Origin of the sequence: Achromobacter sp. SD115 (assembly GCF_017355315.1) — a bacterium.
Classification (GTDB): Bacteria; Pseudomonadota; Gammaproteobacteria; order Burkholderiales; family Burkholderiaceae_B; genus Achromobacter; species Achromobacter xylosoxidans_B.
In genome coordinates this window covers 14,173-26,597 of the sequence record NZ_JADIJM010000011.1, presented here as the reverse complement: position 1 = coordinate 26,597, position 12,425 = coordinate 14,173, and the positions used below count along the sequence as shown (strand labels likewise).

Sequence of the window (12,425 nt, the reverse complement as noted above, 5' to 3'; positions counted from 1 at the left end):
GGAGTCCCCATGCCTACGCCCGCCCCCGCGTCCATCCCGCGCCCATTTCTCCTTGCCTGTCCGAACTTGTCGGCGGAGCGGACGGGTAATACGGACACCCCCGGGGTCTGGCATTTCGATTCGGGCGTGCCGGGCAAGCATGTCATGCTGAGCGCGCTGATCCATGGCAATGAACTTTGCGGCGCCTGGGCTTTGAAGGACGCGCTGGCCGCAGGCCTGCGGCCGCGCCGGGGCGCGCTGACGCTGGCCTTCTGCAATCTGGCCGCGTTCGACCGCTTCGACCCCGCCAATTACGCGCCCGCACGCTTCGTCGACGAAGACATGAACCGCGTCTGGAGCGACGACAAGCTCGCCGTGCCCATCAGCCAGGAACGGCGCCGCGCCGCCGAGCTGCGGCCCTGGGTCGAGCAGGCCGACTGGCTGCTGGACTTCCATTCGATGAGCAATTCCGACGTGCCGCTGCAGCTGACCGGCATGGAACAGCGCAATATCGACCTGGCGCTGGCGCTGGGCAACCCCGCCACCATCATCGCCGACGCCGGCCACGCCGCGGGCGTGCGCATGCGCGACTACGGCCGTTTTGGCGAAGCCGGCAACAACGGCACCCGTTCCCTGCTGATCGAATGTGGCTTCCATGGCGCCCCCGAGGCGCGCGGCGTCGCCGTCGACCAGATGGCGCGCTTCCTGCTGGAAGCGGACGTCGTGGACCGCGACGACCTGCCGGCGGACTGGTTCGCCCCTGCGGCGTCCGCGCAGCGCGCGCTGCGCGTGACGCATGCGGTCGCCGCCAAGAGCGCCGACTTCCGTTTCGCCCAGCCCTGGAAGGGCCTGGAAACGCTGGCCGCGGCCGGCACCCTGATCGGCTGGTCGGAAGGCGAGCCCGTCGTCACGCCCTATGACGATTGCGTGCTGATCATGCCGTCCACCGCCAATCTGCGGCCCGGCGTGACCGTCGTCCGGCTGGCGCAGCCCATCGCCTGAAGACCCGCGGCGGCCCGCCAGGGACGCCGCCCACACCACAAGACCAATACAACAAAGGGACAAAATCCATGTCTGCCCAGACGCTCTATCGCAGCATGCTCACGGCCTTCGTCATGGCAGCCTGTAGCACCGCGGCCATCGCGCAGGATGCCGCCGGCACCCTGAGGATCGGCCTGTCGTCCGAGCCGACGTCCATGGATCCGCACTACCACCAGGCCACGCCGAACGACGCGATGACCTCGCACATGTTCGAGACGCTGGTGGGGCAGGACGCCAAGATGAACCTGATCCCGCGTCTGGCCACGGCCTGGAAGCCGGTGGACGACACGACCTGGGAATTCACGCTGCGCGAGGGCGTCAAGTTCTCCAACGGCCAGCCCTTCACGCCGCAAGACGTGCTGTTCACGTTCTGCCGCGTGGTCAACAACGAGCAGTCCATCAGCAGCTCGTACCCGGCCATCGTCCAGAAATTCGCCGACGTGCAGGTGCGCGACGGCAACACCCTGGTGATCAAGACCCGCCAGCCCTATCCGCTGCTGCCCAACGACCTGACCCGCATGGGCATGCTGTGGAACGGCATCGCCGAACACGGCCCGATCAGCTTCGACCTGAAGAACAAGTGCGGCGTCACGGGCGCCTGGCCCACGGTGGCCGACTTCAATACCGGCCGCTCGGTGATCGGCACTGGCGCTTACACCCTGAAGAGCTACGTCAAGGGCACCGCCATCGAGCTGACCCGCAACGACGCCTACTGGGGCGCCAAGCCGGCCTGGAAGGACGTGAAGCTGGTGCCGGTGCCGGCCGCCGGCCCGCGCCTGACCGGCCTCCTGGCCGGCGACTTCGACCTGATCGAGAACCCCGCCGCGCGCGACGTGAAGCGCATTTCGGAAACGCCGGGCTTCGGCCACGTCATCACGCCCTCGGTGCGCGTGGTGTACTTCCAGCCCGACGTGGCGCGCAGCCCCAGCCCCGGCGTCAAGGCGGCGGACGGCAAGAACCCGCTGCAGGACGCGCGCGTGCGCCGCGCCATGTCGCTGGCCATCGACCGCAAGACCATCGCCGCCCGCATCATGGACGGCGCAGCCACTCCGGCCAACCAGTTCCTGCCCGACGGCATGTTCGGCACCCTGCCCAACCCGCCCGAACTCAAGTACGACCCGGCTGCCGCCAAGAAGCTGCTGGCCGAGGCCGGCTACCCGGATGGCTTCGAGCTGGTGGTCTCGTCCACCAACGACCGCTATATCAACGACGCGCAAATCTCGCAGGCAGTGGCGCAATACCTGTCGCGCGTTGGCATCAAGACCACGGTCGACACCATGACGCGCTCGGTGTACTTCCCCAAGCGCGCCAAGCGTGAATTCAGCTTCGCCATGGGCGGCTGGTCCTCGGAAACCGGCGAGGCCTCGTCCTTCCTGCAATACTGGGTCAGCGCGTTCGACAAGGAACACGGCCTGGGCACCAGCAACTACGGCGGCTATGACAACCCCGAGTTCGACCGCGTGTTCAAGCGCGCCCTCGTCACCGTGGACCCGGCCGCGCGCGAAAAACTGCTGCAGGAGTCGCTGACGCTCGCGCTGGCCGACCTGCCCAGCATTCCCCTGCATTTCGAAAGCAGCATCTGGGCGTTCCGCAAGGGACTGACCTACGAAGGCCGCGCCGACCAGTACACCCTGGCCATGTCGGCCAAGCCCGCCAAGTAAGCCCCTACGCGGCGCCCGCAACCCCTGAGCCCACCAAGGAAATCATCTCGTGGCCTTGTTCATCCTACGCAGACTGATACAGAGTCTGTTCGTGCTGCTGGCCGTATCGGTCGTGGTCTTCTTCGCGGTCTATGCCGTGGGCGATCCGATCGAACTGCTGGTCAGCCCCGAAGCCAGCCAGGCCGCGCGCGAGGCGATGATCGCCCGCCTGGGCCTGGACCTGCCGGTATGGCAGCAATACACAGGATTCCTGTGGCGCGCGCTGCACGGCGACCTGGGCACCTCCTTCGTGCATGGCATCCCCGCCATCGAACTGATCGTGCAGCGCATCCCCGCGACGTTCGAACTGGTGGTCGTGGCCATCATGCTGACCTGTGTGTTCGGCATTCCGCTGGGGCTGATCGCGGGCCTGTACCGCGACCAGCCGCTGGGCCGCGGCATCATGGCGTCCTCGGTGCTGGGCTTTTCGCTGCCGAACTTCTGGCAGGGCATGATGCTGATCCTGCTGTTCGCGGTGTGGCTGGGCTGGCTGCCCGCCACCGGCCGCGGCGATACGGTCACGGTGTTGGGCGTGCCCCTGTCGATCCTCACGGCTGACGGCTGGTCGCACCTGATCATGCCGGCCATCAACCTGGCGCTGGCCAACATCGCCCTGGTGCTGCGCCTGACCGCCTCCGGCGTAGTCGAAGCCCGCAGCCAGGACTACGTGAAGTTCGCGCGCGCCAAGGGCGTCAAGCCCGGCCGCATCGTGCGCCGCCACATCCTGCGCAACATCCTGATCCCCGTGGTCACCGTGATCGGCATGGAATTCGGCACCCTCATCGCCTACTCCACCATCACCGAAACCGTGTTCGCGTGGCCCGGCATGGGCAAGCTGCTGATCGATAGCGTCTACCAGCTGGACCGCCCGGTGGTGGTGGCCTACGTGATGCTGGTCACCCTGATCTTCGTGATCATCAACCTGGTTGTGGACATCCTGTACGCCACGCTCGACCCGCGCGTGCAGCTCGTGACTCCCGCTCAATAATCCGCCATGGCTCAAACTCCCAATTCCGGCCGCACCCGCACCGTCCAGCCCCTGGCTGAGACGCCGCAGCGCGCCTCCATCCTGAAGAAACTGCACGCGCGCCCGACGCTGCGCGGCTCCGTGATCGCACTGGCCATCCTGATCGTGCTGGTGGTCTTCGCGCCCTACTTCGCGCCGCAGAATCCCTATGACCTCGCCAATCTTTCGCTGATGGACGGCCGCCTGGCGCCGCGCCAGGCGTTGATGGACGGCAGCATCGCCTGGCTGGGCACCGACGACCAGGGCCGCGACATGCTCAGCGCCATCCTGTATGGCCTGCGCATCAGCCTGATGGTGGGCCTGTCCGCCGTGGTGCTGGCCACCGCCGTGGGCGGCGCCATCGGCCTGGTGGCCGCTTATGTCGGCGGCGTGGTCGACACGGTGCTGATGCGCATCGTCGACTTTATCCTGGGCTTTCCGACCATCCTGGTGGCGCTGGTGCTGCTGGTGGTGCTGGGGCGCGGGGTCGACAAGGTGATCCTGGCCCTGGTGCTGGTGCAATGGGGCCACTATGCGCGCATCATGCGCAGCCGTGCCCTGCAGGAACGCCGCAAGGAATACGTGGAAGCCGCCGCCAACTTGGGCTACCCGGCCTGGCGCATCATGTTGTTCCATCTGCTGCCCAACTGCCTGGGTCCCGTCATGGTGTTCGCCACCATCCAGATCGCGACCGCAATCGCCCTGGAAGCCACGCTGTCGTTCCTGGGCGTGGGCGTGCCCATCACCGAACCCTCGCTGGGCCTGCTGATTTCCAACGGCTTCCAGTACCTGCTGTCAGGCGACTACTGGATCAGCCTGTTCCCGGGCATCGCGCTGCTGGTGCTGATCCTCTCTATTAATATCGTAGGCGACCGCCTGCGCGAAAGCCTGGACCCGCGACGAGCATGAGCGAAATACTCTTAGACGTGCGCGGCCTGCGCACCGCATTCCATACCGAAGCCGGCGCCTGGCTGGCGGTCGACGGCGTCGACCTGACCGTGCGCCGCGGCGAAATCGTCGGCCTGGTCGGCGAATCGGGCTCCGGCAAATCCGTCACCGGCTTCTCGCTGCTGGGCCTGATCGATCCACCCGGCGAAGTGGTGGACGGCGAAGTGAAGTTCAAGGGCACGGACCTGCGCAAGCTGAGCGAAGAGCAGATGCGCCAGTTGCGCGGCAACCGCATCGCCATGATCTTCCAGGATCCCCTGATGACGCTCAATCCGGTGCTGCGCATCGGCGAGCAGATGATGGAAGCCATCCTGACCCACGAAGACGTGCCGCGCGCCGAGGCCGAAGAACGTTGCCGCGAGGCGCTGGCCATGGTCGGCATTCCTTCGCCCGAAAAGCGCCTGAAGAGCTATCCGCACGAATTCTCGGGCGGCATGCGCCAGCGCGTAGCGATCGCGATCGCCATGCTGAACAAGCCCGACCTGATCATCTGCGACGAGCCGACCACGGCACTGGACGTCACCATCCAGGGCCAGATCCTCTACCGCATGCAGGAGATCTGCCGCGAGCACAACACGGCGCTCATCTGGATCACCCACGACCTCGGCGTGGTGGCCGAACTGGCCGACCGCGTGGCCGTGATGTACGCCGGCCGCATCGTCGAAAGCGGCCCGGTCGAGCAGGTGCTGGACGCGCCCCGTCACCCCTACACCAAGGGCTTGCTGGATTCCATGCCCGGCGCCACCCAACCGGGCGCGCGCCTGCACCAGATCAACGGCATGGCGCCCAGCCTGGCCGGCCGCCCCTCGGGCTGTCCGTTCCGCCCGCGCTGTACCAGCGCGGTCACGCGCTGCACCGAACAAGCCCCCACCGTCACCACCGAAGGCGCGCGCAACTACCGCTGCTACGTGCCGATTACCCGCGAGGCCCAGCCGGTATGAGCCAAGCCGATACTCCCGTCATCGAGCTCAAGAACGTCCACAAGCGCTTCGAGCAGCGGCCCGACCTGGCCCAGCGCATCCTGGCCCTGACCGGCCGTCCCATCGACCGCCGCACCGTGTACGCGGTCAACGGCGTGGACCTGTCCATCAAGCGCGGCGAAGTCGTCGGCCTGGTCGGCGAGTCCGGCTGCGGCAAGTCCACGCTGGGCCGCGTCGTCGCCGGCCTGCACGGCCAGACCGAAGGCCAGCTGCTGTACCAGGGCCAGGAAGCCCGCCGCCTGCGCGGCGCCGACAAGCTGGCCTATACGCTGGGCGTGCAGATGATCTTCCAGGATCCGCAAGCCTCGCTGAATCCGCGCCAGCGCCTGCGCCAGATCCTGGGCGAATCGCTCAAGGTCCACAAGCTGGCGCCGGCCGCGCAGATTCCCGCGCGCATCGACCAGGCGCTGCAGGAAGTCGGCCTGGACCCTGAATACCGCGACCGCTTTCCGCACCAGATCTCGGGCGGCCAGCGCCAGCGCATCGGCATCGCCCGCGCGCTGATGGTGGCGCCGAAATTCCTGGTCTGCGACGAACCCGTGGCCGCGCTGGACGTATCCATCCAGGCGCAGGTGATCAACCTGTTCATGGACCTGCGCGAACAGCACGGCTTCACCTACCTGTTCATCAGCCACGATCTGGGCGTGGTCAAGCACATCTCGGACCGCGTGGCGATCATGTACCTGGGCAAGATCGTGGAAATCTCCACGTCGGCCGAGATCTTCGCGCGCGCCAACCATCCCTACACCCAGGCCCTGATGGCCGAAGTGCCGGACGTGGGCCGCCGCGGCCGCAAGTTCACGCCGATCAAGGGCGAGATCCCTTCGCCGCTGAATCCGCCGCCGGGCTGTACCTTCAATCCCCGTTGCCCCCACGCCATGCCGCGCTGCCGCGAGCAGGCGCCGGTCCTGAAAGAAATCTCCGCGGGCCACTGGTCGGCCTGCCACCTGAATGAGGCGAACGCCTGATGAAACCCTCCGAGATGTCCAACGTCGACCGCATCGCCATCGAGCTCGGCCATGCCGGCCGCAATGCCATCCTGTATGTGGACGAGGACCGCAATTCCGACCGTCCCTTCAAGCTGCAGACCTACCGCCCCTACGGCTACACGCCGGACCGCCCGGTGGTCATCGTGCAGCACGGCGTGCTGCGCAACGGCGACGAGTACCGCGATTTCTGGGTGGAAGCCGCCGACAAGCACAAGCTGCTGATCGTGGCGCTGACCTTCTCCAACGAGATCTGGCCCGGCGTGGAAAGCTACAACAACGGCCGCGTGTTCTCGGCCGGCGGCAATCCGCGCCACATCGACGGCTGGACCTACGCGCTGGTGGGCAACGTCATCAAGGACCTGATCGCTGGTGAAATCACTGACGGCCAGAATATCTACCTGTTCGGCCACTCCGCCGGCGGCCAGTTCGTGCACCGCCTGATGAGCAGCCAGTCGCACGCGCCCTTCAAGGCCGTGGCCGCGGGCAACCCGGGCTGGTACACGCTGCCCACCTTCGACCATCCCTTCCCCGAAGGCATGGACGGCGTCGGCTTGACGGAAGACCATCTGGTGAAGCTGCTGGCCTACCCGATGACCATCCTGGCCGGCGACCAGGACATCGCCACCGACGACCCCAACCTGCCGTCCGAGCCCGCCGCCATGCGCCAAGGCCCGCACCGCTTTGCGCGCGCCCAGAACTACTTCGAGTTCGGCCGCAAGGAAGCCGAGCGCCGCGGCGTGCCGTTCGGCTGGACGCTGCAGGTCGTGCCCGGCATCGGCCATGACGGCCGCGCCATGTCGGCCGTGTGCGCCAGCCTCTGGTTCGACGGCAAGATGCCCGACGACGCCGAGCTGGCCCGCCTGGCCGGCCAGCAGGTCGCCTGAACGCTCCCATTTTCTTCGTTGCAGATATCCGTTACCGCCATGTCCAACACCCAGAGCACTGAACAGATCGTCGCCGGCATCAAGAGCTGGCTGCAATGCGAGTCGCCTTCGAACTTTCCCGAAGGCATTGCCGCCATGGCGCGCATCATCGCCGACTACGCCGCCGCCGCCGGCCTGACGGTCGAACTGTCGTCGCTGGGCCCGACCACGGGTCCGCTGCTGTACGCGACCAACCGCGCCCCCGGCGACACGCGCCCCGGCATCCTGATCCTGGCGCACATGGACACGGTGCATCCGGTGGGCACGCTGCTCGAAAACCCCGTGCGCATCGAAGGCGACCGTCTCTACGGCCCGGGCGGCTATGACATGAAGGCCGGCATCTACCTGGCGCTGACCGCGCTGTCCGGCCTGGCGCGCCCCGGCGCGACCCAGCTGCCGGTGGACTTCCTGGTGGTGCCCGACGAAGAAACCGGCAGCCACGCCTCGCGCGCGCACATCGAACGCTTCGCCGCCAACGCCAAATACGCGCTGGTCTGCGAACCGGCCCGCCCCAATGGCGGCAAGTGCGTCACGGCCCGCAAGGGCACCGGCATGCTGAACCTGAACGTCAAGGGCCGCCCGGCCCACGCCGGCATGCAGCATGAGAAGGGCCGCAGCGCCATCCGCGAAATGGCTCACCAAGTGCTGGCGCTGGAAGCCATGACCGACTACGAGCGCGGCATCACCGTCAGCGTCGGCACCATCGCCGGCGGCACCGTGACCAACACCGTGCCGGCGCTGTGCCGCTGCGTGGTCGACTTCCGCGTGCCCGACATGGGCGCCGCCGAAGACGTGCTGCGCCGCATGCGCGAGCTGTGCGCCGTGGGTCCGGACGTCGAACTGGACATCGACGTGGAACTGAACCGCCCGCCGATGGTGAAGACCGAAGCCGCCGCCGACCTTCTGGCGCTGGTGCAGGGCTACGCCGAACGCGCCGGCTTCCTGCTGGAAGACGCGCCCATGACGGGCGGCGGCAGCGACGCCAACTTCACGTCCGCCATGGGCATCCCCACGCTGGACGGCCTGGGCGCCGACGGCGACGGCGCGCACACCTTGAACGAGCACATCCTGGTCTCTACGCTGGAACAGCGCATGAAATTCTGGGAACTGCTGTTGAAAGAACTGGCGTAAGCAGCCCTTGCCGCCACCGATAGCCGTCCGCCGGCAGTTGCTGGCGCGGGCGTTCGCCGCGCATGCCGTGTTTGCGGCGGGCGCGGCGCACGCAACTGCCGGGCAGGCCGAACCGGCCGGCGACCTGCTTGCTAACCGGCCGACCAGCCCCGCACCGGCCCAGCCGGGCTGGCTGGTCGCCGTCGACAATTGGCAGACGCTGGAAGGCGGCGCCAATGTAGCCCGCATCAAACAACGCACCACCGGCGTGTATGGCGGCGGCGAATTCAATGCGGGCGCCGGCTGGCGCCTGGGCGGGGCGCTGGGCGCCACCCGCAGCCGCGTGCGCATCGACGCTGCCGATGCGCGGCTGGACGTCTACAGCTATACCGCCGGAGCCTACGGCAAGAAGTCGTTCAGCGCCGGCCCCGGCAAGCTGAACCTGCTGGCGGCCGCTTCCTATTCCTGGCACGACATCGACACCCGCCGGCATTTCGAGATGCCCGGGATTCCCCGCCAGACACTGACCGCCGACTTCAGCGCCTACACCGCACAGGTCTTCTCGGAGCTCGGCTACGAGCTGGCGCTATCGCCAGGCGCCACTCTTGAGCCATTCGCAGGCGTGGCCGTGCGCAACGTGCGCACCCGCAGCTTCAGCGAGTCGGGCGGTTCCACCGCGCTCTCGGCCGACGCGGGACGCATCCGGCAAACCACGACCACACTGGGCCTGCGCGGCCAGACCGGCTTCGCGCTCGGCCCCACCATGGGCCGGCTGCATGCGACGCTGGGCTGGCGCCGGGCCTTCGGCGACGTGCAGCCGGAAACGACCCTGGTCCTGGACGGCGGCAGCGTGCTGACCGTGGCCGGCGCGCCCATCGCCCGGTCCGCGGCGCTGGCGGGCCTGGGCCTGGAAGTCGCCGTGTCGCGCTCGGCCGTCATCGGCCTGGCCTACGGTGGCCAGTATGGTGGCGGCAACCGCGAACACACGGGCTCGCTCAGCTTGCGCTGGGCCTTCGGCAGTCTCTGAAAACTGCGGCCCGGCACCCCCGCCATCCGTCCCTTTCGTCTTAGAATTACGCACTCAGACTGCGCATTTTCTCTTTCATCATGGCCGATTCCCCCACGCCCCTCAGCGCCATCGCCTATGGCGTCGCCACGCTGGCCGCCGACGGCGCCATCCTGGACACCTGGTATCCGCGCCCCTCGCTGGCCGACAACTCGCCGGCCACCGGCACCCGCCACCTGTCGCCCGAGGAAGCCCGCGCCGCGCTGGGCGAACACGTGCCCACCGCCCTGATCCGCGACACCCGCCGCAAGGTGGACATCGTCGCGGTACGCACCGCGATCGCGTCGCTGGACGAACCGCCGGTCGACGCGCACGACGCCTACCTGCGCCTGCACCTGCTCAGCCACCGGCTGATCCGTCCGCACGACGCCAATCTCGATGGCCTGTTCAATGTGCTGGCCAACGTCGCCTGGACCTCGGCCGGGCCCTGCGCGGTAGACCAGGTGGACACGCTGCGCTGGCACTTGCGCGCCTCGGGACAGATCCTGGAGATCCGCGGCGTGGACAAGATCCCCCGCATGACCGATTACGTGATGCCCGCCGGCGTGCGCATCGCCGACACCGCGCGCGTGCGGCTGGGCGCGCATCTGTCGCCCGGCACCACGGTGCTGCATGAAGGTTTCTGCAATTTCAACGCCGGCACGCTGGGCGCGTCCATGGTCGAAGGCCGCATCAGCGCGGGCGTCATCGTCGATGACGGCAGCGATATCGGTGGCGGCGCGTCCATCATGGGCACCATGTCAGGCGGCGGCAAACAGGTGGTGTCCATCGGCAAGCGCTGCCTGCTGGGTGCCAACTCGGGCATAGGCATTTCGCTGGGCGACGACTGCGTGGTGGAGGCCGGCTGCTACATCACCGCAGGTACGCGCGTGTTGACGCCGGAAGGCGCGGTGGTGAAGGCCACCTCGCTGGCGGGCCAGCACGGCCTGCTGTTCCGCCGCAACTCGCAGACCGGCGCCGTGGAGTGCCTGGTGCGCACCGCCGCCTGGGGCACCCTGAACCCCGATCTGCATACGGGGCATTGACCGGGCGCCGCGCAAGCGGCCTTGCTCAGGCGTATTCCGCCGTCCGGCCCAACTGGTCGTAGACCAGGTTCACAAACAGGTCCGAACTCAGCACGTCCGTGGCCAGGCACGAAAACACGGTCTTGCCGTTTTCGTCCTGCAGGCTGATCGTTTCGGTCCATTGGTTCAGGTCGATGCGCTTGAGCGATTCGTACGGCCATGTAGCGCCGCCGATATGCAGGCCCTCGGCCGACAAAGCCAGCTCCTGCGTCTGCAGGTCCGGGAAATTGCCGCTCTGGACGTAGCGGAACGCGACTCGCGCGCCGTCCGCGATCTTCTCTTCCAGCACGGGCAGGCGCTGCGCCACGTAGCGCGCGCGGAACGCGTCCATCAGCTTATTGAATTCGCCGACCTCGGCGGGCACCAGGGTCCAAGGCTGCGTCGAACCGGTGCGGTAGGCAAAATGATTGATCGGGCCAGGGCCGGCGTCCGGCCCGGAGGCGAACAGGAACAGGTCCTGGATGTCCGCGAAGGCGGTGTAGATGCGCACGTCGCCTTGCCGGCAGACAACGCCGTGCTCGTGCAGTTCAAAACAATCCGGGGTGCTCCCCGTGTGGTTAAACACCGCCAGCGCGACAGAGGCTTGCGGGGTTTTGCTATCGGTCATGCAACTTCCTTATTGGAATTAGGGTGCTTTCGCGGCCCAGGACGTCGCAAAGTCATGCGATCCGTATTCTCCCTTATATAGGAGATACGTGCTTGATGACCCCGTTTTCCAGGCACTCCGGCCCGCCCGGCCGTTGTCACGCCCCCGGCGGCACCGGCGCGAACCGATAGTGCGCCACCGTGCCGCCGCCCGCGATGATGGCGGTGGATTCGGGCACTTCCTCCCAGGCGCCGGGCATTTCTGTCAAAGGTTCCGACAGCAGCAGGAAGGCGTCATCGTCCAGCGCCGCGATCTGCGGGTTGTCGGGATACAGCTGACGCAAATGGCGCACGCAGGTGTTGTGGAACAGCGTGCGCGAGTCCGCCTCGCTGGAATAGCGCACCGCGATCAGGCGCTGGCCGTCCAGCGCGCAGACCGTCATGTTGATGGGCTGCGCCACGCCATGCCGCCTGCCCGTCTCTTCCACCGCGCCCACCATGCGGGCCAGCGCCGTCAGCGGGTCTTCGTCCAGGCCGAAGCTGAGCGCCAGCAGGAACATCACCTCGGAATCCGTCGACCCTTCCAGCGAGCCGAAATACGCGGGTGCGATCATCAGCATCAGGTCGCGCCGGAGCAGCGGATAGTCGCGGATGACGCCGTTGTGCACGAACAGCCATTGGCCGTGGCGGAACGGATGGCAGTTGGTTTCCTGCGCGGGCGTGTCGGTGGCGGCGCGGATATGCGCCACGAACAGCGGCGCGTGGATCGCGCGCGCCGCTTCGCGCAGATTGCGGTCGTTCCAGGCCGGATGGACGCTGCGGTAGCGGAAGGGCGGCTCCAGCGGTTGGCCTTCGCGCTGGCGGCTGTACCAGCCCAGGCCGAAGCCATCGCCATTGGTGGTGGTGGCGCCCAGCCGCGAGTGCAGGCTCTGGTCGATCAGGGAGTGCTTGGCCTTGAACAGCACGCTCTCCATCTGTATGGGACTACCGGTATAAGCCAGCCAGCGACACATGGCGCGCTCCTTCGATCCGCG

General features: G+C 67.4%; 12 protein-coding genes. 10 read left to right on the top strand and 2 right to left on the bottom strand.

Annotation, left to right across the window (positions count from 1 at the left end):
* Positions 1-9 precede the first annotated feature (9 nt).
* From IPU70_RS16750 to dapD, 10 genes are all read left to right on the top strand, one after another.
* Positions 10-981 (top strand): succinylglutamate desuccinylase/aspartoacylase family protein, encoded by a 972-nt coding sequence (locus IPU70_RS16750; RefSeq protein ID WP_207468784.1) that lies wholly within the window; start codon positions 10-12, stop codon positions 979-981.
* A gap of 68 nt (positions 982-1,049) precedes the next feature.
* Positions 1,050-2,681 (top strand): ABC transporter substrate-binding protein, encoded by a 1,632-nt coding sequence (locus IPU70_RS16745; RefSeq protein ID WP_207468782.1) that lies wholly within the window; start codon positions 1,050-1,052, stop codon positions 2,679-2,681.
* Positions 2,682-2,730: 49 nt separating this feature from the next.
* Positions 2,731-3,708 carry an ABC transporter permease gene (locus tag IPU70_RS16740; protein ID WP_013391148.1) on the top strand — a complete coding sequence of 326 codons (978 nt, stop codon included), beginning with the start codon at positions 2,731-2,733 and terminating at the stop codon, positions 3,706-3,708.
* 6 nt (positions 3,709-3,714) lie between these two features.
* Positions 3,715-4,635: an ABC transporter permease gene (locus IPU70_RS16735; RefSeq protein ID WP_207468781.1), complete on the top strand. Its 921-nt coding sequence runs from the start codon at positions 3,715-3,717 to the stop codon at positions 4,633-4,635.
* A complete protein-coding gene (locus tag IPU70_RS16730; RefSeq protein ID WP_207468780.1) occupies positions 4,632-5,615 on the top strand; it encodes an ABC transporter ATP-binding protein in 984 nt (327 codons plus the stop codon). Before IPU70_RS16735 ends, IPU70_RS16730 begins: the two co-directional genes overlap by 4 nt.
* On the top strand, positions 5,612-6,622 hold the full coding sequence (locus tag IPU70_RS16725; RefSeq protein WP_207468779.1) for an ABC transporter ATP-binding protein: 1,011 nt from the start codon (positions 5,612-5,614) through the stop codon (positions 6,620-6,622). The genes IPU70_RS16730 and IPU70_RS16725 overlap by 4 nt, the downstream gene beginning before the upstream one ends.
* Positions 6,622-7,527, top strand: coding sequence for a prolyl oligopeptidase family serine peptidase (locus IPU70_RS16720; RefSeq protein WP_207468778.1), 906 nt, complete (start codon positions 6,622-6,624; stop codon positions 7,525-7,527). The genes IPU70_RS16725 and IPU70_RS16720 overlap by 1 nt, the downstream gene beginning before the upstream one ends.
* A 39-nt stretch (positions 7,528-7,566) precedes the next feature.
* Positions 7,567-8,697, top strand: a complete 1,131-nt coding sequence (locus IPU70_RS16715) for a M20 family metallopeptidase (protein WP_207468777.1) — start codon at positions 7,567-7,569, stop codon at positions 8,695-8,697.
* Positions 8,698-8,704: 7 nt separating this feature from the next.
* Positions 8,705-9,703, top strand: coding sequence for an autotransporter outer membrane beta-barrel domain-containing protein (locus IPU70_RS16710; RefSeq protein WP_242702546.1), 999 nt, complete (start codon positions 8,705-8,707; stop codon positions 9,701-9,703).
* An 80-nt stretch (positions 9,704-9,783) separates the two neighbouring features.
* Positions 9,784-10,767: a 2,3,4,5-tetrahydropyridine-2,6-dicarboxylate N-succinyltransferase gene (gene dapD / locus IPU70_RS16705; RefSeq protein ID WP_207468775.1), complete on the top strand. Its 984-nt coding sequence runs from the start codon at positions 9,784-9,786 to the stop codon at positions 10,765-10,767.
* A gap of 25 nt (positions 10,768-10,792) precedes the next feature.
* On the opposite strand, the gene IPU70_RS16700 is transcribed toward dapD, so the two are convergent.
* Complete coding sequence (locus IPU70_RS16700) at positions 10,793-11,413, bottom strand: hypothetical protein (RefSeq protein WP_207468773.1); 621 nt, start codon at positions 11,411-11,413, stop codon at positions 10,793-10,795.
* Positions 11,414-11,549: 136 nt separating this feature from the next.
* Positions 11,550-12,404 carry a class II glutamine amidotransferase gene (locus tag IPU70_RS16695; protein ID WP_013391139.1) on the bottom strand — a complete coding sequence of 285 codons (855 nt, stop codon included), beginning with the start codon at positions 12,402-12,404 and terminating at the stop codon, positions 11,550-11,552.
* Between the last annotated feature and the right edge of the window lie 21 nt (positions 12,405-12,425).

Excerpts from the sequence above, each read along its gene's own strand:
- IPU70_RS16750 (WP_207468784.1), top strand. The coding sequence starts at position 10 with ATGCCTACGCCCGCCCCCGCGTCCATCCCGCGCCCATTTCTCCTTGCC.
- IPU70_RS16745 (WP_207468782.1), top strand. The coding sequence starts at position 1,050 with ATGTCTGCCCAGACGCTCTATCGCAGCATGCTCACGGCCTTCGTCATG.
- IPU70_RS16735 (WP_207468781.1), top strand. The coding sequence starts at position 3,715 with ATGGCTCAAACTCCCAATTCCGGCCGCACCCGCACCGTCCAGCCCCTG.
- IPU70_RS16730 (WP_207468780.1), top strand. The coding sequence starts at position 4,632 with ATGAGCGAAATACTCTTAGACGTGCGCGGCCTGCGCACCGCATTCCAT.
- IPU70_RS16725 (WP_207468779.1), top strand. The coding sequence starts at position 5,612 with ATGAGCCAAGCCGATACTCCCGTCATCGAGCTCAAGAACGTCCACAAG.
- IPU70_RS16720 (WP_207468778.1), top strand. The coding sequence starts at position 6,622 with ATGAAACCCTCCGAGATGTCCAACGTCGACCGCATCGCCATCGAGCTC.
- IPU70_RS16715 (WP_207468777.1), top strand. The coding sequence starts at position 7,567 with ATGTCCAACACCCAGAGCACTGAACAGATCGTCGCCGGCATCAAGAGC.
- dapD (WP_207468775.1), top strand. The coding sequence starts at position 9,784 with ATGGCCGATTCCCCCACGCCCCTCAGCGCCATCGCCTATGGCGTCGCC.
- IPU70_RS16700 (WP_207468773.1), bottom strand. The coding sequence starts at position 11,413 with ATGACCGATAGCAAAACCCCGCAAGCCTCTGTCGCGCTGGCGGTGTTT.
- IPU70_RS16695 (WP_013391139.1), bottom strand. The coding sequence starts at position 12,404 with ATGTGTCGCTGGCTGGCTTATACCGGTAGTCCCATACAGATGGAGAGC.